This window comes from Rhodococcus sp. WAY2, from assembly GCF_009859915.1.
Classification (GTDB): Bacteria; Actinomycetota; Actinomycetes; order Mycobacteriales; family Mycobacteriaceae; genus Rhodococcus_F; species Rhodococcus_F oxybenzonivorans.
The window spans coordinates 5,033,438-5,053,379 of record NZ_CP046572.1 but is presented as its reverse complement, the minus strand read 5'-3'; the positions used below and the strand labels follow the sequence as shown (position 1 = coordinate 5,053,379).

Here is a 19,942-nt window from a genome sequence, read left to right as displayed (position 1 = left end):
CCAGGTCCCGCTAACCGACCGACCGGTCCGACGTCTCCCAGTAGCGCGCCCGCAGCGCCTTCTTGTCCAGTTTGCCCAGAGCCGTCACCGGAAGCGTCTCGACGAAATCGATCGACTTGGGCGCATGAACCGACCCCTTCGCCGCCCGCACCCTTTCGACGAGTTCCGCCGCATCGACACTCTGCCCGGCGCGCAGCACGACACAGGCCTTGACTGCTTCGCCCCACTTCTCGTCCGGAACGCCCACGACGGCGACCGAGCCGACGGCGGGATGCGCCGAGATCACGTCTTCGACCTCCCGGGGAAACACGTTGAAGCCGCCGGTCACGATCATGTCCTTCTTGCGGTCGACGATGGTCATGAAACCGTCTTTGTCCTTGCGCGCGATGTCGCCCGTGTGCAGCCATCCACCGCGGAACGCCTCGGCAGTCTCGTCGGGCTTCTTCCAGTACCCCTTCATGACGAGTGGACCGCGGACACAGATCTCCCCCAGTTCACCTTGCGGAACTTCGTTGAGGTCGTCGTCGAGCAGCGCCACCTTCAGCCACGGCACCGGCCGGCCACAGGTGGCGAGCCTGCTGGGGTCGTTGGGCAGATGCTCCTCTTTACGCAGAACCGCAATGGTCATGCCGCATTCGGTCTGGCCGTAGAACTGAAAGAAAATCGGCCCGAACTTCTCGATGCCTTCCTTCAGCCTCGCCGGTGACATCGCCGAGGCGCCGTAGAACAGTGTCTCCAGGCTCGACACGTCGCGCCGGGCGAGGTCGGGATGATCCATCAGGAGGTAGATCATCGTAGGCACGAGCATGGTGGCCGAGATCTTGTGTTTCTCGATTGCCTCCAGCACGGCACCGGGCTCGAACGCGGGCAGCACGATCAGCGCGCCACCGCGCAGCAGGGTGGGAATGAAGAAGGCGGCGCCGGCATGCGACAGCGGCGTGCAGATGAGGAAGCGCGGTTCTTCCGGCCACTGCCACTCCGCCATCTGAATCTGATTGAGGGTGGCGCCGGACTGGTAGGACCCGACGACGCCCTTGGGCTTGCCCGTCGTGCCGCCGGTGTAGACCATGCTGCTGTTGTCGTCGGCGTCCACCTCTGCCGCGCGCAGGCGTTGCGGAGTAAAAGTGGCGGCGAGCGCCAGGATGTCGATACCGACCTCGGACGGCCCCAGCGACAACACGTTCTCGATGGAGGAACACTGCTCCTTCAGCTGGGCCGCGCGCTCCTCGAAAGCGTTCGGGTCGAAGATCAGAGTTTCGATCTCGGCGTCGCCGACGATGTAGAGGTGGTCGTCGAGCGAGCCCATCGGGTTGAGGGCACTCGCGCGGCAACCGGAGATCATGGTGGCGCCCATGCTGATGAGAACCTCGGGCCGGTTCTTGGACAGCATCGCCGTGCTGGTGCCCTTGCCGATTCCGAGCGAGGCCAGTGCCTGCGCGAAGCAGCTGATCTGATCGCGCATCTCACCGCCGGTGAGCACGACGTCGCCGAGGTACAGGGCCGGCTTGTCGGTGTTGCGTTCCAGCGCGGTGATGAGGAGATCGGCCGCGAAGGCGGGGCGATGCAGTTGTGCGAGCTCGTCGGTCATCAGTCGTCCTTTTCGTTCCCGCGACGCCGAGGCGCTTGGTCCGGCGACCTGGTGTCCGTTGTCCTCCGGTCCCCGACACCATAACCGGATTTCGACAAAACTGGAACCTGTTCCAGTGATGCGATGGGGTCGTCGTCGGCCAGCGCTTCCCCTTTACCCGAGAGCCTGTGGCGCGGTTCCGTTAACGTGAAGACATGGGTTCGAACGAGACGACCGCCGAACGTATCGCCGACGCGGCCGGGCGCGCACAGGTGTCCGTCGCGACTGCCGAATCACTGACCGGCGGCCAGATTTCCTGTGTCCTCGGAGCCGCGCCGTCGTCGTCGGATTGGTACAAGGGCAGCATCGTCGCCTACTCCAGTGAAGTGAAGCATCGGGTACTGAAGGTGCCGGAGGGTCCCGTCGTGAGCGAGGCCAGTGCCCGCGCCATGGTGGCAGCGGTCGCCGAGATACTCGACGCCGACGTCGCTGTTGCGGTGACGGGTGCCGGTGGACCGGACCCGCAGGACGGTCAGCCGCCCGGCACTGTGTGGTTCGGCGTCATCGCAGGCGGTGAGGTGAGCGCCGAGTTGCAGCACTTCGACGGCGACCCGAAGGACGTGGTGGACGCCACCACCGAGCATGCGCTCTCGCTACTCGCGAAGACTCTCGACGGACTGTCCGACTGACGCCTGCGGGCACGCGCTGCGATTGAGCCCGTCCTCCCCGGGTACCCGTGCTCGAAAGGGCACCACCCACGTGAGGAGGATCCCGTGCCGAAGACCACCCAGAGCGGAAAGCCGAAGAAGAGCGAACTTCCCTCGACGCTGCAGAAGTCACCGGACAAGGCCCAGCGCACGTTCACGAAGGCCTACGACTCGGCGATGGACGAGTACCACGACGAAGAGCGCGCCCACCGCGTCGCCTACGCGGCACTCAAGCACAGCTTCGAGAAGGTGGGAGACCACTGGGAAGCGAAGGACGAGAAAGGCCCCTCGGACAAGCGGGCCGAGAACGGCGGCCCGAACGCGTCGGGAGAGACCGCCGAGGGAGTCGACGCCAACGCCAGCAAGGACCACCTCATGGACATTGCCCGCAGGCTCGATGTTTCCGGCCGATCGACGATGAAGAAGGACGAACTCGTGGAGGCCATCAAGAAGGCGAATCGGAGAGCGCGATGAGGGCGGTGACCTGGCAGGGTAAGCGGAAGGTCAGCGTGGACACCGTCCCTGATCCGGTGATCGAACAGCCCACCGACGCCATCATCGAAGTCACGACCACGAACATCTGCGGGTCCGACCTCCATCTCTACGAGGTGCTGGGCGCCTTCATGAAGCAGGGCGACATCCTCGGTCACGAGCCCATGGGCATCGTCCGCGAGGTGGGGTCTGCAGTCACCGATGTTCGGGTCGGGGACCGCGTCGTCATCCCGTTCCAAATTTCTTGCGGCGCTTGTTACATGTGCAATCAGAAGTTGTACACCCAGTGCGAGGTCACCCAGATTCGTGAGCACGGGTCCGGTGCGGCCCTGTTCGGGTACTCGAAGTTGTACGGCAGCGTCCCCGGCGGCCAGGCGCAGTTCCTTCGGGTGCCGCACGTGGCGAACACGCACATCACCGTGCCCGAAGGACCTCCGGATTCGCGGTTCGTCTACCTGTCCGACGTGTTGCCGACCGCCTGGCAGGCCGTGGAATACGCGGGTGTACCCGACGGCGGTTCCGTCGTCGTTCTGGGACTCGGCCCGATCGGGGACATGGCGGCACGCATCGCCGCGCACAAGGGTTTTCGGGTCATCGGGGTCGATCTCGTCCCCGAGCGCCTCGCCCGTGCGCAGGCGCGGCAGATCGAGACAGTGGACTTGAACGACGCCAAGGACGATCTGGGCGACGTGATCCGCGAGATGACCGATGGGCGCGGCCCCGACTCCGTCATCGACGCGGTGGGCATGGAAGCACACGGGTCGCCGGGTGCGAAGCTCCTCCATCAGATGACGTCCTTCTTGCCGGACGCCATCGCGGGACCGCTGATGACGACGGCCGGAGTGGACCGGTTGCACGCGCTGTATTCGGCCATCGACATCGTCCGCCGGGGTGGCACGATCTCCCTGAGCGGTGTGTACGGCGGAATGGCGGACCCCATGCCGATGCTCCGTTTGTTCGACAAGCAGATTCAGCTCCGCATGGGGCAGGCGAACGTCCTGCGGTGGGTCCCGGACATCCTTCCGTTGCTCACCGACGACGACCCGCTGGGCGTCGACACCTTCGCCACTCACGAGCTTCCGCTGGATCAGGCGCCGCACGCCTACGACATCTTCCAGAAGAAGCAGGACGGCGCAGTGAAGATTCTGCTGCGGCCGTAGTCCGTCCGGGATTTTTGCACGAAAACCCTTTGGGTGCTGCGCCGCCCGGCACCCGAAGGTGCGTCGTTTCAACGACAGATCAGAAGGGAAAGCGCACACCATGACCTCTCTGTGGCTCGACCGCGCCGAACCGTTCAGCCTTTCCGTCGACGCCGAGCAGTCCTGGAACGAGCGCGGAAGATACGACACGGTGGTGGTGGGCGGCGGCCTGACCGGCCTCGTCACGGGGTTGCTGCTCGCGCGTTCCGGCCAGCGGGTGGCCGTCGTGGAAGCCCGGACTCTCGGGGCCGTCACCACCGGAAACACCACGGGCAAGGTCAGTATCCTGCAAGGCACACGGCTTGCCGAGATCGCGCGCCGGCATGCCACGCACACACTCCGCTCGTACGTCGAAGGCAATCTCGAGGGCCAGCAGTGGTTGATCCGCTACTGCCACGAACGCGACATCCCCGTCGGCATCGCACCGGATTTCACCTACGCGCAGACGTCCTCGGGCACCGAATCCGTTCAGGCACAGTACGCCGCGTGCCGCGCCGCCGGACTGTCCGCGCGACTCGTCAGCGATCTCGACATCCCGGTGCCGAATGCCGGCGCGGTGACTCTGGACGATCAGGCGTACATCGATCCGATGCCCGTACTGCAGGCACTCGCGCGAGACATCCTCTCGCACGGCGGGAACGTCTTCGAACGTCGGCGGGTGACCGGCGCACGCTCGGTGCCGAAGTCGCACGTTCTCACCACCGACCACGGCGACATTCGAGCCGACCGGGTGGTTCTGGCAACGGGTATACCGATACTGGACCGTGGCGGGTTCTTCGCACGGCTCTCGCCGGAGCGGTCGTATGCCGCGGCATTCGACATCCCCGGCGGCGCACCCGACGCCATGTATCTGAGCGCCGATCAGCCCACACGCTCGCTGCGCCCCGCTGCGGACGGAACGAAGCTGCTCGTCGGCGGCAACGGTCACGAAGTCGGGCGCACCGACTCGGCTCAGGGTGCCGTCGACGATCTGATCGGTTGGACGACCCAGCACTTCCCCGGCACCACCCTCACCCACCGCTGGTCGGCCCAGGACTACTCGTCACTCGACAAGCTGCCCTATGTCGGCCCGCTCGTACCGGGACAGGAGGGCATTCTCGTCGCGACCGGATTCGCCAAGTGGGGCATGACCAACGCCGTCTCCGCCGCTCTCGTACTGTCCGCACGCATCCTCGGGGGGCACATCCGCTGGGCCGATGCGTTCCACAGTTGGTCGCCCCACCAGGTATTCGACGTGACGGCCGCCGCCAAACTCAACGGCTCCGTCGCCGTCCACCTCGCGTCGGGATGGGGCGGTGCGCTCCTCGGTCGCCGCACTGCAGACGACCCCGCACCGTCCGCCCGTGTATTCCGGGAAGGACTGGTCCCCGTCGGTGAGCACACGAAGGACGGCCACACCGAGCGCGTCTGCGTGGTGTGTCCCCACCTGGGCGGGGTGCTGAAGTGGAACGACGCCGAAGAAACCTGGGACTGCCCCCTCCACGGTTCCCGGTTCGCCTCCGACGGCAAGGTTCTGGAGGGGCCGTCGATCCACGACCTACGTCGCGTTACCTGAAAATCGAACCGAAGGGAGTAGCCATGACATCGGCTGAAACACTGCGCGGCCGGAAAGTTGCCATCCTCGCCACCGACGGCGTCGAAGAAGTCGAGCTCGTCGAACCCCGCAGGGCAGTCGAGGACGCCGGCGCGGAAGTACGTCTGATTTCGCTGTCCCCCGGCCGTATTCAGGCCATGAAGTCGGACGTCAACGAGGCCGGAACCTACGAGGTCGACGCCGTTGTCGGTGATGTGTCCGTGGAGGACTTCGACGCGTTGATCCTTCCCGGCGGCACCACCAACCCCGACCACCTGCGCCAGGACGAGTCGGCAGTCGGCTTCGTCCGCGACTTCGTGAACTCCGGCAGACCTGTCGGCGTCATCTGCCACGGACCCTGGACCCTGGTCGAGGCCGATGTGGTCCGCGGCCGCACACTCACGTCCTATCCGAGCGTGCGCACAGATATTCGCAATGCGGGCGGCAATGTCGTCGACGAAGAGGTGGTGGTCGACAACGGATTGGTGTCGAGCCGCAACCCCGACGACCTCCCCGCCTTCTGTTCGAAGATCGTCGAGGAGTTCGCCGAGGGTCGCCACGACCGGTAATCAGTCCATGGGCGAATGCGGACGGGTCGCGTCGGTTGCCGGCGTGGCCCCCATCCGTGCCGTCAGCACACCCAGTCCGATCATCCCGATCCCGAGCACGAAGTGCAGCCAGTTGTCGGCCGTGTTGACCGGCACGAAGTTGGCGGAACTTTCCTGATCGATGAGGAGCCCGTAGATCCACAGCACGAGATAGATCACGCCACCGCCGATGAGGAACAGGCGTGCGGTGTGTGCCGCCCGGGCCAGGACGATGCCGGCCACACCGAACAGCAGGTGCACGACGTTGTGCAGGATCGACACCTGGAAGATCCCCAGCAGCTTCGCTTCCGAGTGGTGGCCCGCACCGCTGAGGGCGTCGTAGTCGGTGGTGATTCCCGGAATGAACCCGAGTATCCCGACGAGCAAGAACACCGCACCCACGGCGAGGGCAGCGATCTGCACCGGCGAACGGGTGACAGACGCATCACGTGTACTCATAGCACTCCTTTTCTAGGCGACATCTCAGGCGACATCTTTTTGGGCGAACATCGGATGCTCACCGTTTACCCAGCGTGGAATGCCATCAACCGATTGGGCGCTCAGCTCGCGTCGGGCACAGTGACCACCACCCGCGTTCCCCTCCCGGGCGCCGAGGTCAGATCGAACGAGCCGCCGAAACTCTCTACCCGGACGATGTGTGACGCCAGCCCGATGTGGCCCTGCGCCACCCGCTTCGGAACGACGGCGGGGTCGAATCCGGCGCCGTCGTCCTCGACAGTCATGACCAACCGCCCGCGCTCGCGGGTGAGCCGCAACTCGACGGTCGTGGCCTGAGCATGCCTGCCCACGTTCGCCAGAAGTTCACTGGCCACCCGGTAGAGCAGTTCTTTCGCGGCCGGATGCCCCACCTCGTCGAGAGCCGTCCGCACCTCGAGGCCACCGCGGCGTGCATGCGCGTCGGCCAGTTCGCGCAACGCCGCGGTGAGTCCGAGTTGGGCGAGCACCTGGGGATGCAGCGTCGTCACCGTGGAGCGCAGTTGGCCGGCGGCCTCTCGTAACGCGGACTCGGCAGCGGTGAGCCTGTCGTCCGGATGCCTCTCCAGGGCCTCCTCGACGTCGAGGCGGGCGGCGAGAACGTTCTGCAACGGGCCGTCGTGCACATTCTCGGCCAGCTGCCTGCGTTCACGTTGTTCGGCATCCATCGATTCGGCGACCAACTGTTTACGGACGTCGAGCAGTGAGATGACGGTGGCCGAACGCCGGACGAGGACATAGGACAGCGCAGTGGTCGCGGCCGCGAGCCACAACAGGAAGCCGACATACAGGTACACCTCGTCCGGGAACCCGACGGCATCGTCGCGCTTGGAGTACACGATCCAGACGGCCTGATAACCCACGGCCGTACAGAGTCCGACTATCGCCGTCAGGCGGGGCCGGTACTGGAACGCCACCGAGATCGGCAGCAGGAAGAACACCGGCAGCAACACCGACGTCGCACCGCCCGAGGCGATACACAAGGCCAGCACTGCGGCGACGTCGACGGCGGTGGACGCCCACCCCGCCCAAGGGCCGACCTCCCTCATGAGCACGACGGCGAGCCAGATCACGGCGACGAGTGCGTAGACGATGAGCAGACCGGTGAAAATGTCCGGCTGCCAATGCGATACGTGGATCACCGGGCCCAGCAATGCCATGAGCCCGATGAGCGGCAACCGGAGCACGGCCGTCACCCGAACCGCTTCGGTGGTGTAGCGCCGGACTACGCGCCGCTGGAAGGGAGCCGGCACGTCACTCCAGCAGCCCGCGTCGCATCGCCTCGGCGACGGCGGCGGCCCGATCGCTCACACCCAGCTTGTCGTACAGACGTTGTACGTGCGTCTTCACCGTCGACGGAGCGAGATACAGCTCGCGGGCAATCGTGGGGATGCTCTGCCCCTGGGCGATCAACGCCAGCACCTCCCGCTCGCGGCCACTGAGTGTGGGCCCGGCCGGTTCACTGCGGCGACGAACTTCGCCTGCCAGTCCCACGGCCAGGGACGCCGGCAGCACGTCGCGGCCCTGAGCGCACTCGCGGACGGCCCGGACGATCTCGGCGCGGGTCGACTCCTTCGGCAGGAATCCCGCGGCCCCCTCCTGCAGCGCGTGATACACGATCGCCGACTCGTCATGGGCCGACAGCAGAAGCACTCGCGTGGTCAGTTCGGCATTGCGCACCGCCGCCGCCACCTGCGCACCGTCGAGTTCGGGCATGCGGTAATCGAGCAGCGCCACATCCGGCACCAGGTCGCGGATGAGTGCGAGGGCCGCGGCACCGTCGTCGGCCTCCCCGACCACCTCGATGTCCTCGCTCGCGACGAGCGCCCGGACCACTCCGTCCCGGAAGATCGGATGGTCGTCGCCCACCACGACACGCACGATGCTCACGGCGCGGCTCGATGCGATGTGACTCCGGCGAAGCCCATTGCTCACTTTCTCACGAGACGAGGCCCGCGCGGAGCACTTCGCGGCGAAGGTGTCCCCCGATCGGTGGACCTCGAGTTCATCCCGCTCTCCGTCCTGTCGGTGGACAGACGTCGGCCCTGATCCGCGACATAGTTGATGCACACCGGAAACGGGACACGGAAACCGAGTTCCACTCCCCCACAGACTCTTTCCACCAAGCACAGGAGAAGCCACCATGCGTACCCCCACCCGCCGCCGCGTAGCCCTGTTTTTCGCCCTGCCCGCTACGGTACTGACCGTCGCCGGTCTCGCCGTGGCCGCAAGCGGTGTCGCCACCGCCGGAACGATGCCGACGTCGGGCCCGACGATCGCGATGACGATCAGCAACGACACCGACCTGCCGATGGTCCTCGCGGGTTCGTCGAACCCCTACGGGCAGTGGATCCAAGCGCCGTCGGACTACCTCGCCCCGCACAGCAGCCAGATCGTGAAGGCATTCTCCAACGATCCGAACGGCGTCGAGGTGGACGCCACCTACTCGCTACCCGGTGGTGCTCAGGCCGTGTTCAGCGCCGACAACTACAGCAACACCACCGACGTGGACGGCACTCGTGTGGACGCCGACTTCGGCCACACCTACGGCATCAGCAGCTGGATCGACTCCGGCTACCCGAACATGAACGTCGGCTACCACCTGTACGGCCATCCCTGATCCCGACCGACTACCGATCCCTATCGACCACCGAACTTTCGACGAAAGCCAGAGACCATGATCATGCACGCCGACAACACCCCCACCCCGACAGTCTCCCGAACGATGTGGACCACCGAGGAGATCAAGGCACGTCTCGAGGAGATGGACATTCCGCGCACACGCACTCGCCGCGTGTCCCGCTGGGGCAGCCGAGACCGATAACCGCTGGGTCAGCGCTTGTGTCACCGCTGGGTCAGCGTTTATGTCTCGGCTTCCAGACGACGAGTGCGTTGCTGCGGGGGATGGGAACGAGGTCACGCCGGTAGCCGGCGTGTACCTGAGCGAGTTCCTCGGCCAGCTCCCGCACCCGGTGTTGCAGCGCTTCCACCTGATTGGTGAGTTCGATGATGCGCTTGATACCGGCGAGGTTGACACCCTCGTCCTGGGAGAGCCGCTGGACCTCGCGGAGCAGTGCGACGTCGCGCGGCGAATAGCGTCGGCCGCCACCCTGGGTGCGGTGCGGGGTGACGAGGCCCAGACGGTCGTAGTTACGCAACGTCTGGGCGTGCATCCCCGCAAGCTCCGCCGCTACCGAGATCACGAAGATCTGGGCATCGGGGTCAACGGACGCGTCGTGTGGTTCCTGAGTTGTATCGGTCATCACGCACCTGCCCACCCGGCCCTGGGGTCGAACCCACTGGCCTTTTCGGCTTCCAGATAGGTTTTCAATGCGTCGACAGCGGGGTCGTCCAGTTTCTGCGGTACCGCAATCTTGACGGTGACCAGCAAGTCACCTGCCCCGCCGCCACGCTTGGGGACGCCTCTGCCGCGAACGCGGAGGATGCGTCCGTCCGCTGTTCCCGCCGGAATCTTCACGCCGACACGCCCCTCCAAGGTGGGGACGGAGACGGTCGTACCGAGCACGAGTTCACCGTAGCTGACCGGCACCACTACGGTGAGGTCGTCGCCGTTGCGGCCGAACACCTTGTCGGGTCGCACCCGCACGGTGACGAAGAGATCACCCGACGGCGCACCGCGCAGGCCCGCCTCCCCTTGCCCGGCCAGCCGGATCTTCTGGCCGTCACTGACACCGGCCGGAACGCGGACCGTGATGGTGCGGGTGCGGTTGGTCACCCCGTTGCCGTGGCACACCTCGCACGGAGAATCGATGATGGAGCCGGTACCGCGGCAGTCGTCACACGGTTCGCTGAAACCGAAGGCGCCCTGGTTGCGGCTGACGATTCCGGTTCCGTTGCAGCGGGGGCATACCCGCGGGCTGGTTCCCGGCTTGGCTCCGCTGCCGTGGCACGTGGTGCACGGCGATGGGCTGGTGAGGCGCAGCGGAACCGTGACGCCGAGAGTGGCCTCGCGGAATTCGAGCGTTGTCTCGGTCTCCACGTCGCTTCCACGACGCGGACGACTGGACGTGCGGGTGGCGCCGCCGCCGGCACCGCGGTTGAACAGTCCTCCGAAGAGGTCACCGAGTCCGTCGGCCGCGGCGCCGCCACCGCCGAACAGGTCGTTGATGTCGAAACCGCCCTGGCTGAAGCCACCCCCGGCGCCGGGGCTGAATCCACCCCGGCCGAAACCGCCGCTGGCGAACAGGCGCCGGGCTTCGTCGTACTCCTTGCGTTTGGCGGGATCCGACAGAACGGCGTGCGCCTCACTGACGGACTTGAACCGCTCCTCCGCTTTGGTGTCGCCGGGGTTCGCATCCGGGTGGAGGTCGCGGGCGAGCTTGCGATACGCCTTCTTGATCTCGTCCGCGGACGCGTCGGACGAGACGCCCAGCTCCTTGTAGAAGTCCTTCTCGATCCACTCCCGTTGGCTCACTGGGCGTCTCCTCCTCTCGCTCTTATTCTTGTTCCGACTCGGCGGGCTGTGCAGCCTCGTCGGAGGTGTTCTCTCCGCCTTCGACGCGATCGATCACAGCTACCATCGCATGCCGCAGGACGCGGTCACCGAATTTGTAGCCCTTTCGCATCACAGTGCCCAGCACGGGGTCGTGACCGTCTCCCTCGTGCTGCACTGCCTCGTGCAGCGACGGGTCGAACGGATCGCCCTCCGCGCCGAACTCGCTCAGACCCAGAGAGGTGAGCGCGCCGGTGAGCTTGTCTGCCACAGCCTTGAGCGGCCCCGAGTCGAGGTCGCCGTGGCTGCGTGCCCGATCGAGATCGTCGAGCACACCGATGAGTTCACCGACCACCGACGCCTTGGCCGACTCGATGTCGACCTGCTTGTCACGCTGGACGCGGCGACGGTAGTTCGCGTACTCGGCCTGCAGTCGCTGCAGGTCGGCGGTGCGCTCGGCCAGCTCGTCCCGCTCGGGCGCAGCAGCCTGCTCCTGCACTTCCCCTTCATCCACCGAGCCGGGCTGCGGAGCGGCGGCGGCGCCCGCGAGGGACTCCGTCACCGGTTCCGCTTCCCGCACCTGACCGGTCTCGGGGTCGATCTTCCGCTTGTCCACGAAAGTGACCGGTTCCTGCTCGGTGTTGTCGGACGTCACTTCTTCTCCGCGTCGGAAGGCTCGTCCACGACCTCGGCGTCGACCACGTCATCGGAGCCGTTGCTGCCGGCGCCGTCGGTGTTCGCCGCCTCTTCAGCAGCGCTCGCCTCGTAGATCGCCTGGCCCAGGGCCTGCGACTCCGTGGCCAGCTTCTCCACCGCGGACTTGACCGCTGCGATGTCCGTGCCGGCCAGGGCGTCGTTGGCTTCCTTGATGGCAGCCTCGACCTTCTCCTTGACGTCCCCGGACACCTTGTCCTCGTTGTCCTTGATGAACTTCTCGGTCTGGTGCACCAGCGACTCGGCCTGGTTGCGAACCTCGGCCTCCTCGCGACGCGCCTTGTCTTCCTCGGCGTGCGCTTCGGCGTCCTTGATCATGCGGTCGATCTCTTCCTTGGACAGACCGGAGCCGTCCTGGATCTTGATCGTGTTTTCCTTGCCGGTGCCCTTGTCCTTCGCCGTCACGTGCACGATGCCGTTGGCATCGATGTCGAAGGTGACCTCGATCTGCGGCACGCCCCGCGGGGCGGGCGGCAGTTCGGTGAGCTCGAAGGAACCGAGGAGCTTGTTGTGCGAGGCGATCTCGCGCTCGCCCTGGAACACCTGGATCTGCACCGACGGCTGATTGTCGTCGGCCGTGGTGAAGGTCTCGGACCGCTTGGTCGGGATGGTGGTGTTGCGCTCGATGAGCTTGGTCATCACCCCACCCTTGGTCTCGATACCGAGGGAGAGCGGCGTGACGTCGAGGAGTAGCACGTCCTTGACCTCGCCCTTGAGGACACCGGCCTGCAGGGCAGCGCCCACCGCGACGACCTCGTCCGGGTTCACGCCCTTGTTGGGCTCGCGGCCGCCGGTGAGCTCCCGCACCAGGTCGGAGACGGCGGGCATGCGGGTGGAACCACCGACGAGCACGACGTGGTCGATGTCCTTGACCGCGATACCGCTGTCCTTGATGACTGCCTGGAACGGGGCGCGAGTGCGGTCGAGCAGATCAGAGGTGATCTTCTGGAATTCGCTGCGCGAGAGCTGCTCGTCGAGGAACAGCGGGTTCTTGTCCGCGTCGACGGTGATGTAGGGCAGGTTGATCGAGGTGCTCTGCGAGGAGCTCAGCTCGATCTTCGCCTTCTCCGCCGCCTCACGCAGGCGCTGCAGCGCCATCTTGTCCTTGGTCAGGTCGATGCCGTTCTGACTCTTGAACTTCTCCACGAGCCAGTCGACGATGCGCTGATCCCAGTCGTCACCACCGAGGTGGTTGTCACCGGAGGTGGCGCGGACCTCGACGACGCCGTCACCGATCTCGAGCAGTGAGACGTCGAAGGTGCCGCCACCGAGGTCGAACACCAGGATGGTCTGTTCCTTGTCGCCCTTGTCCAGGCCGTAGGCGAGTGCCGCAGCGGTGGGCTCGTTGACGATGCGCAGCACGTTCAGGCCGGCGATCTGGCCGGCTTCCTTCGTGGCCTGACGCTGGGCGTCCTCGAAGTAGGCGGGGACGGTGATCACGGCGTCCGTGATGTCTTCACCGAGGTATGCCTCGGCGTCACGCTTGAGCTTCATGAGCGTGCGCGCGCTGATTTCCTGCGGGGTGTACTTCTTGCCGTCGATTTCCACGTTCCAGTCGGTGCCGATGTGGCGCTTGACGGAGCGGATGGTGCGGTCGACGTTGGTGACCGCCTGGTTCTTGGCGGGCTGGCCGACCAGCACCTCACCGTTCTTGGCGAAGGCGACGATCGACGGGGTGGTGCGAGAGCCTTCGGCGTTGGCGACCACTACGGGCTCGCCGCCTTCCAGCACAGACACGACCGAGTTCGTTGTACCGAGGTCGATACCGACCGCACGAGCCATAGTGTTCCTCACTTTCGTTTTGCAGTTCCGGGGGCAGAGTTTTTTCGTACCGAACTGCGATGTTGGCGCTTGGTGAGCGCCCTCGGCTCAAGTTTGCACCCGAACCGCGTCGGGAGTCAATTCGAACTTGAGTCCAGGGCACTCAAGGTTGTCAGAAGGCTCAACGGGCCGTACTCCGGATTTGTTCCCAGTCGCTGCGGACAACTTCCAGGTCGTCGAGACGGTGAATGTACCTTTCGGCGCATCTGAGGCGTCGAAAGGTACATTCACCCGGCGGTGGGTGTGTCCGGCCGAACCACTGAGCGAGTCGGCACGGTCGCTCGCGACATCTCGATAGGATTCCCACCGTGACGACACCCGAACAACCGCCACGGCGCCCGGCCCCGCCGCGGCCCGTCCCGCCCCGTCCGGAGTTCGCGGTTACGCCCCTGCGCACCGCGCCGACCGACTCCACACCGAAGGCAGTGACGGTCTCACTGACCGCGTGGGTAGGTTCGTTCGTCGTTCTCGCCGGCATCGCGGGCGCCGTGGCTCTGGACCTTCGCGCCGTGCGTGATGCACTCGAGGCCTCGGTGGCCGCGGAGAATCCCGCCGACTCCGCACAGGACATCACCGACACGGTGAACTTCACGCTGATTGCCAGCGGCGCCATCGCGGTCGTGCTGATTCTCCTGGCACTCCTCGGGATCCAGCTTCTCCGGGCCCGAAAAATGGCGGGCCTCGTCACGCTGGTGGTGATCGGCCTCCTCAGCGCGGCCGGTGGCGTCGGTTTCTGGACCCTTCTGTCGGACGCCGGCGACGCCACGGCCGGGGTGTTGCAGTGGGCGCCGCTGGCCTACAGCGCACTGGTCGCCGTCGGCGTCCTCGCCCTGTTCGCGCCCGGCGTGTCCGCCTGGTTGCACCGACGCCGCTGATCCGGCTCAGGCCTGGCACGAATCCGTGCTGCCCGCGAACTCGGGATCGGGGTCGTATTCCTTGTTCGACGTGCCGGAGTACTCGGGATCGGGGTCGTACTCGTCGTTGGTCGTCCCGGTGAAGTCCGGATCCGGGTCGTACTCGTCATTGCTGGTTCCCTCATAGGAGGAGTTGCACGCCGGAGTGGCTGCCGCCACCTGTGTGACCGATGCGGCGCCGAAGAAGAGTGCCGCGGCCGCCAGGGCAGTAAGCGTGGTACGGAACATAATTGGGACCTTTCAGAGATGACCGAGTGAGGTAACCGAGCGGGGTGAACCGGGCAGCGCGGGCAGATCGAAGAAGACGCGGCTTCACAGCAGGACGAGACAGGTAGGGGGCGACGCGCACCGGATCTGTGGGGGCGGCCTGTGCGCGGGCTCCTCGGTGCCCCACCCCGGATACTGCACACCGGAAGCGTGAAAGCCGTGTACGTGACCGTTCATATGGCGCACTTCCCACACCTCGGTGGAGACCGGCTCCACAACTTTGTCGACTCGTCCCAAGTCCATCGACCGTTCGTTGGCCCGACTCGAGTTGGTGATGTCGAAGTGGCGCGTCACCGAGGGGATACCCGATTTCTGACGGAAAAACAGTTGTCGGCGAACTTCTTTTCCGTTACGGGGACTATGTGCCACCGTGAACCTCGACGCCCGGCTTCGCCTCACTGCCGAACGGGTCGAACTCACCGAGGAACCGGCCGCCTTCGGTGGGACGAAGATCACCGGACATCCTGTCCCCCAGCAGATGTCGTCGGTACCACGGTGTTGCCGCGACACGGGCGATCGCCTCACCCCCAACGCACCGGCCCCACGACTACGCAGTGGCCGCGGCTCCGATGTCGGCAGAAGTTTCATGGTTGAAATCCTGCGCTGCAGCCGGTGTCGGCACATCCAGGAAGGCACCCAACTTCGACCCCGAGAAACACCCCGAGATTGCCCTGCCTAACAAGGACCGTTTCTGACCGCAATACCGCCTATCGTTCTTTTCATGACCACTTCGGAGAAGCCCTCGATCACCGGCGAACGCGCGGACATCCTGCAGATCCTGCAGGAGCAGCGAGACACGTTACTCATCACCGTCCGCGGCATCGACGACGCACAGGCACGTCAGCGCTCCACCGTCAGCGACCTGACACTCGGCGGGCTGATCAAGCACGTGTCCCACACCGAAAAGCACTGGGTCGAAACCATTCTCGAACCTGACGAGAACGCGGAGTTCGACATGGAATCGGCGATGGAGCTGTACTACATGCGAGAGGACGAAACCCTCGAGGGGCTTCTGGCCGATTATGCCGAGGTGGCCCGCGCGACAGAGACCGCGCTGGCGGGCCTGAGCGACCTGGACGTGCTCATCCCGCTCCCCACCGCGCCGTGGGCACCCGAGCGGCAGTATTGGACAATCCGCCGGACCCTGCTCCACATCATTCGGGAGACCGGCCACCACTCCGGTCACGCCGACATCATTCGCGAATCCCTCGACGGTGCCAACACGACGAAGACGATGGGCACCGACGCCGGTATGGAGTTCTGAGAGGTCGACGCATCACCGTCCCTCGACGCCGGGATACCGTGAGGAGATGCCCTCGAAGCAGCGCGTTCGGGGCACTCGGTCGTTGGAGGGAAGGATTGCTCGATGGCGGTGCGTGACGGGGAAAGCGCGCTGCGAGCGCCTGCCGGGAGCAGGGTACGTAAAACCCGGACGAGGCTGGCGGACGGGCGCGAGCTCATCTACTTCGACGACTCGGAGCCGTACGTCTCCGGTGCGGCCACCCGTGAACCGGTCGATTCCAGGCCTCTGCCAGCCATCGTCTCGCAGTCGCAGATGCGTTTCGACGTCCTCACGGGTGAATGGGTTGTCATCGCGGCGCAGCGAATGGATCGCACGTTCCTCCCACCTGCCGACGCGTCACCCCTCGCCCCGAGCCGGCCGGGTAGGCCGCCCACCGAAATACCCGCCGACGACTACGACGTCGTCGTCTTCGAGAACCGCTTTCCTGCCTTGGCGACCGTCGCAGAGGAACAGCACCTTCCCGGGCGCGTCGATGACGAACCACTGTGGCCGCTGGCCCCGGCGTCGGGCCGATGCGAGGTGGTCTGCTTCAGCAGCGACCCCGACGCGCGGTTCTCGTCCTTGGACCCCGGCCGGGTCCGCACCGTGATCGACGTCTGGGCCGACCGCACCGCCGAACTGTCTGCGCTGCCCGGGATCCGCCAGGTGTTCTGCTTCGAGAACCGCGGTAGGGAGATCGGGGTGACGCTGACCCACCCTCATGGGCAGATCTACGCCTACCCGTTCCTGCCGGCGCGCACCGCCACCCTGATACAGCGGTCGCGCGCACACGTCGAGCGGACGGGCAAGCTGTTGCTGTCAGACGTGCTCGAGGCGGAAAAACGCGCGGGCCGGCGGATCGTCCTTGCCGCCGAACATTGGACTGCCTATGTGCCCGCCGCCTCCCGGTGGCCGCTCGAAGTGCACCTCGCGCCACACAGCGACGTCCGAGACCTCGCCGAACTCGACGACGCCCAACGTGACGAACTCGCGCTCGTCTACCTCGAACTGCTGCGACGGGTCGACCGCTTCTTCGACGGCGTCGACGCCGTCCCCTACATCGCCGCATGGCATCAGGCGCCGGTGGGCGACGATCGCCCTTTCGGGCGCCTGTACCTCCAGCTGTACTCGATGATGCGGTCGCCGGGCCGGATGAAGTACCTGGCGGGTTCCGAGTCGAGCATGGGCGCCTGGATCAATGACACCACCCCGGAACGCATCGCCGACCGCCTGCGCGAGGTTGCCTCGTGACGGCCCCCACTGGGGTGGAACCCGCCGACGCCTACACCGTCGCTGCGGGCGCGGAAGCCTTGTTCCGCACCACCTTCGGTGGAGCCGCTGACGGCGTGTGGGCCGCGCCCGGACGTGTCAATCTCATCGGCGAGCACGTCGACTACGCGGGCGGGCTCGTACTTCCGTTCGCACTCCCCTACGTCACTGTGGTGGCCGCCCGCATCCGGAAGGACGACCGGATGCGCTGCGTCTCCACCCACACGACCGACGGGTGGCAGGGTGCAGTGTCCGAGGTGGCGCCGGGACGTCCGTCCGGGTGGGCCGCCTACCTGGCGGGTGTGCTGTGGGCGTTGCGAGATTCGGGCATCGCGCCGGCAGGAACAGGCTTCGACGTCGCGGTGCACTCCACGGTTCCCGTCGGTTCGGGCCTGTCGAGTTCGGCGGCGCTGGAATGCGCGTTCGCGCTCGCCGTCGCCGACTCGGTCGGGCTGCCCACCAACACGGACGGACGCCGGACGCTGATCGACGCGTGCACCCGCGCGGAGAACGAGATCGTCGGGGCGGCGACCGGGGGAATGGATCAGTCGGTCGCGATGCTCGCCCGCCCCGGGCACGCCCTGCTTCTGGATTGCCGCAGCGGCGACAGCCGCCTCGTTCCCCTCGACTTCGCGTCGGCGGGCGCCCAACTCCTGGTGATGGATACCAATGCTCCGCACAGACTGGCCGACGGGCAGTACGGCGCGCGGCGGGCGACGATCGAGCGGGCATGCGCGAACCTGGGTGTGGACACTTTGCGAGACATTCGCGACGTGGAAGGCGCACTCGCCGCGCTGACGTTGCCGCAGTCGGTGCCGCGGGTGCGGCACGTTCTCGCCGAAATTCGGCGCGTCGTCGAGGTGACCGATCTGCTGGCGCAGAACCGCATCGCCGACATCGGGGACGTCCTGACCCGTTCCCATCGTTCGTTGCGGGACGACTACGAGGTCAGCTCCGTCGAACTGGACTGCGCCGTCGAGGCAGCCCTCGACGCCGGAGCGTGGGGAGCGCGAATGACGGGGGGCGGTTTCGGCGGCTCGGCCATCGCCCTCGTTCCGCTCGACCGGGTCGAAGACGTGGTCGCACGCGTACTCCAAAGGGCCGCATCCGCGGCGTTGCCCACCCCGCAGTTCCTGTCCGCCACGCCGTCGTCCGCGGCGCGCCGACTCTGAGATGGGATCGTGCGAGTCCTTTCGCCAGCGGTGGTACGAGCAGTGTCGCTAACGTGGGTAGTCCGGTGACGCCCACGTGCGGGTATCGGACTCGCGACAAGGAGGGCATTGTGAACGATGCCGATTCGACCAGGCAGAAGCAGATCGTCGGCGCCCTCGTCGAGGCGTTCGCCGATCTCATGGAGGCAGACCCGAGCGCCTTCCGTACCAAGTTCCGGAAGATGGCGGCCAACCCGTTCGCCTTCTACCGGGGCAGTGCCTGCCTGTTCTACAACGACATCCGGGACTTCGACGACCCCTGGGCAGATGAGCGCACCAGCAGGGTGTGGATACACGGCGACCTGCACCTGGAGAACTTCGGAACATACATGAACTCCGAGGGCACCCTGGTCTTCGACGTCAACGACTTCGACGAGGCCTACGTCGGGCACTTCAGCTGGGACCTTCGGCGCTTCGTGGCGAGCCTCGCGCTGATGGGCTGGCAGAAGGCTTTGCCCGAAAGTGATGTCCGGGCACTGGCAGAGACCTATCTGCGTACGTACGTCGAACAGGTCATGCATTACGTACAGCAGGAGGCGGATGACGCGTACGCGCTGCGGCTGGACAACTCCCGCGGCAGCATCCACGACCTTCTCCTGCAGGCCCGCCTCGCCACCCGTGTCAGCCTCCTCGACTCCGTCACGGTGCTCGACGATTACGACCGGCACTTCCGCCGCGGTCGCGGGGTCCGGGAACTGGACGAGAACGAACGCGACACCGTGTGCGAGTCGCTGGACGCCTACATCGAACGAGTGCCCCCCAACAAGAGGTCGGAGCGACCGGTTTTCTATCGCATCAAGGATGTGGTGGGGCGCAAGGGTTTCGGGATCGGCAGCGCCGGCCTGCCGGCGTACAACGTGCTCATCGAAGGGGCCACCCAGGCACTGGAGAACGACATCGTGCTGTCCATCAAGCAGGGCAATGTCGCGGCCCCGAGCCGCATCGTCGACGAGCCGGCCGTCCGTAATTACTTCGAGCACGAGGGTCACCGCACCGTGGTGAGCCAGCGCGCCCTGCAGGTCCACACCGATCCCCTGCTCGGCTACACCGAGATCGGGGACACCGGATTCGTGGTCGCCGAACTGTCGCCGTACGAACTGGACCTCGACTGGTCCGACCTCACCGAACCGGAGGAGATCGCCCCCGTGCTCGAAGACCTCGGCAGGGCGACCGCGAAGGTTCACTGCGTCTCCGACGAGGACAGTGATCAGACCCTGGTCACATTTCAGACCGAGGACGCCATCCATGGTGTGATCGAGGGTCGGCTCGACCAGTTCGTCGAGGAGATCATCGACTTCGGCCTCGCGTATGCGGAGGTGAGCCGCAGGGATCACCAGCTGTTCGTGGAGGCATTCCGGGAAGGCGAAATCGCGGGCGTCTCGGCAACCTGA

At 66.0% G+C, this 19,942-nt stretch carries 21 protein-coding genes; 12 read left to right on the top strand and 9 right to left on the bottom strand.

Annotation, left to right across the window (positions count from 1 at the left end; translation table 11 throughout):
• Positions 1 to 10 precede the first annotated feature (10 nt).
• Positions 11 to 1,588 (bottom strand): AMP-binding protein, encoded by a 1,578-nt coding sequence (locus GFS60_RS22760; RefSeq protein ID WP_159924810.1) that lies wholly within the window; start codon positions 1,586 to 1,588, stop codon positions 11 to 13.
• A gap of 194 nt (positions 1,589 to 1,782) precedes the next feature.
• Here GFS60_RS22760 and GFS60_RS22755 point away from each other — a divergent pair, with 194 nt between their 5' ends.
• The 5 genes from GFS60_RS22755 (at position 1,783) to GFS60_RS22735 (ending at position 6,107) form a co-directional block, all read left to right on the top strand.
• Positions 1,783 to 2,256, top strand: coding sequence for a CinA family protein (locus GFS60_RS22755; protein ID WP_159924808.1), 474 nt, complete (start codon positions 1,783 to 1,785; stop codon positions 2,254 to 2,256).
• 84 nt (positions 2,257 to 2,340) lie between these two features.
• A complete protein-coding gene (locus GFS60_RS22750) occupies positions 2,341 to 2,748 on the top strand; it encodes a ChaB family protein (protein ID WP_159924806.1) in 408 nt (135 codons plus the stop codon).
• A complete protein-coding gene (locus tag GFS60_RS22745) occupies positions 2,745 to 3,926 on the top strand; it encodes a zinc-dependent alcohol dehydrogenase (RefSeq protein WP_159924804.1) in 1,182 nt (393 codons plus the stop codon). Before GFS60_RS22750 ends, GFS60_RS22745 begins: the two co-directional genes overlap by 4 nt.
• A 100-nt stretch (positions 3,927 to 4,026) precedes the next feature.
• The gene (locus GFS60_RS22740; protein ID WP_159924802.1) at positions 4,027 to 5,520 is read left to right on the top strand and encodes an FAD-dependent oxidoreductase; all 1,494 of its coding nucleotides are present in this window, start codon (positions 4,027 to 4,029) and stop codon (positions 5,518 to 5,520) included.
• Positions 5,521 to 5,543: 23 nt separating this feature from the next.
• Positions 5,544 to 6,107 (top strand): type 1 glutamine amidotransferase domain-containing protein, encoded by a 564-nt coding sequence (locus tag GFS60_RS22735; RefSeq protein WP_109332788.1) that lies wholly within the window; start codon positions 5,544 to 5,546, stop codon positions 6,105 to 6,107.
• Here GFS60_RS22735 and GFS60_RS22730 read toward each other — a convergent pair whose 3' ends face one another.
• The 3 genes from GFS60_RS22730 to GFS60_RS22720 form a co-directional block, all read right to left on the bottom strand.
• The gene (locus GFS60_RS22730) at positions 6,108 to 6,584 is read right to left on the bottom strand and encodes a DUF4383 domain-containing protein (protein ID WP_159924800.1); all 477 of its coding nucleotides are present in this window, start codon (positions 6,582 to 6,584) and stop codon (positions 6,108 to 6,110) included.
• A gap of 101 nt (positions 6,585 to 6,685) precedes the next feature.
• Positions 6,686 to 7,873: a sensor histidine kinase gene (locus GFS60_RS22725; protein ID WP_159924798.1), complete on the bottom strand. Its 1,188-nt coding sequence runs from the start codon at positions 7,871 to 7,873 to the stop codon at positions 6,686 to 6,688.
• Between the two features lies 1 nt (position 7,874).
• On the bottom strand, positions 7,875 to 8,501 hold the full coding sequence (locus GFS60_RS22720) for a response regulator (RefSeq protein ID WP_201453640.1): 627 nt from the start codon (positions 8,499 to 8,501) through the stop codon (positions 7,875 to 7,877).
• Between the two features lie 262 nt (positions 8,502 to 8,763).
• On the opposite strand from GFS60_RS22720, the gene GFS60_RS22715 reads away from it, so the two are divergent.
• Both GFS60_RS22715 and GFS60_RS38665 read left to right on the top strand, forming a co-directional pair.
• Positions 8,764 to 9,240: a hypothetical protein gene (locus tag GFS60_RS22715; RefSeq protein ID WP_159924794.1), complete on the top strand. Its 477-nt coding sequence runs from the start codon at positions 8,764 to 8,766 to the stop codon at positions 9,238 to 9,240.
• 57 nt (positions 9,241 to 9,297) lie between these two features.
• On the top strand, positions 9,298 to 9,444 hold the full coding sequence (locus GFS60_RS38665) for a hypothetical protein (protein WP_201453425.1): 147 nt from the start codon (positions 9,298 to 9,300) through the stop codon (positions 9,442 to 9,444).
• Positions 9,445 to 9,475: 31 nt separating this feature from the next.
• On the opposite strand, the gene GFS60_RS22710 is transcribed toward GFS60_RS38665, so the two are convergent.
• From GFS60_RS22710 to dnaK, 4 genes are read right to left on the bottom strand one after another with little or no spacing between them, the layout of a single operon-like run.
• On the bottom strand, positions 9,476 to 9,883 hold the full coding sequence (locus GFS60_RS22710) for a heat shock protein transcriptional repressor HspR (RefSeq protein WP_109332794.1): 408 nt from the start codon (positions 9,881 to 9,883) through the stop codon (positions 9,476 to 9,478).
• Positions 9,883 to 11,055 carry a molecular chaperone DnaJ gene (dnaJ, locus tag GFS60_RS22705; protein ID WP_109332797.1) on the bottom strand — a complete coding sequence of 391 codons (1,173 nt, stop codon included), beginning with the start codon at positions 11,053 to 11,055 and terminating at the stop codon, positions 9,883 to 9,885. The genes GFS60_RS22710 and dnaJ overlap by 1 nt, the downstream gene beginning before the upstream one ends.
• Positions 11,056 to 11,077: 22 nt before the next feature.
• On the bottom strand, positions 11,078 to 11,728 hold the full coding sequence (grpE, locus tag GFS60_RS22700) for a nucleotide exchange factor GrpE (RefSeq protein ID WP_109332798.1): 651 nt from the start codon (positions 11,726 to 11,728) through the stop codon (positions 11,078 to 11,080).
• Positions 11,725 to 13,569, bottom strand: coding sequence for a molecular chaperone DnaK (dnaK, locus tag GFS60_RS22695; RefSeq protein ID WP_109332799.1), 1,845 nt, complete (start codon positions 13,567 to 13,569; stop codon positions 11,725 to 11,727). Before dnaK ends, grpE begins: the two co-directional genes overlap by 4 nt.
• 347 nt (positions 13,570 to 13,916) lie before the next feature.
• Here dnaK and GFS60_RS22690 point away from each other — a divergent pair, with 347 nt between their 5' ends.
• Complete coding sequence (locus tag GFS60_RS22690; protein ID WP_159924792.1) at positions 13,917 to 14,483, top strand: hypothetical protein; 567 nt, start codon at positions 13,917 to 13,919, stop codon at positions 14,481 to 14,483.
• 6 nt (positions 14,484 to 14,489) lie between these two features.
• Here the strand turns inward: GFS60_RS22690 and GFS60_RS22685 are convergent, their stop codons facing one another.
• Positions 14,490 to 14,750 (bottom strand): hypothetical protein, encoded by a 261-nt coding sequence (locus tag GFS60_RS22685; protein ID WP_109332813.1) that lies wholly within the window; start codon positions 14,748 to 14,750, stop codon positions 14,490 to 14,492.
• 760 nt (positions 14,751 to 15,510) lie between these two features.
• On the opposite strand from GFS60_RS22685, the gene GFS60_RS22680 reads away from it, so the two are divergent.
• The 4 genes from GFS60_RS22680 to GFS60_RS22665 all read left to right on the top strand — a co-directional run bounded on the left by GFS60_RS22680 (position 15,511) and on the right by GFS60_RS22665 (position 19,942).
• Positions 15,511 to 16,053, top strand: a complete 543-nt coding sequence (locus tag GFS60_RS22680) for a DinB family protein (protein ID WP_159924790.1) — start codon at positions 15,511 to 15,513, stop codon at positions 16,051 to 16,053.
• 102 nt (positions 16,054 to 16,155) lie between these two features.
• Positions 16,156 to 17,322: a galactose-1-phosphate uridylyltransferase gene (galT, locus tag GFS60_RS22675; protein WP_159924788.1), complete on the top strand. Its 1,167-nt coding sequence runs from the start codon at positions 16,156 to 16,158 to the stop codon at positions 17,320 to 17,322.
• Positions 17,319 to 18,512 (top strand): galactokinase, encoded by a 1,194-nt coding sequence (gene galK, locus GFS60_RS22670; protein ID WP_159924786.1) that lies wholly within the window; start codon positions 17,319 to 17,321, stop codon positions 18,510 to 18,512. Before galT ends, galK begins: the two co-directional genes overlap by 4 nt.
• 110 nt (positions 18,513 to 18,622) lie before the next feature.
• Positions 18,623 to 19,942 carry a DUF2252 domain-containing protein gene (locus GFS60_RS22665; RefSeq protein WP_159924784.1) on the top strand — a complete coding sequence of 440 codons (1,320 nt, stop codon included), beginning with the start codon at positions 18,623 to 18,625 and terminating at the stop codon, positions 19,940 to 19,942.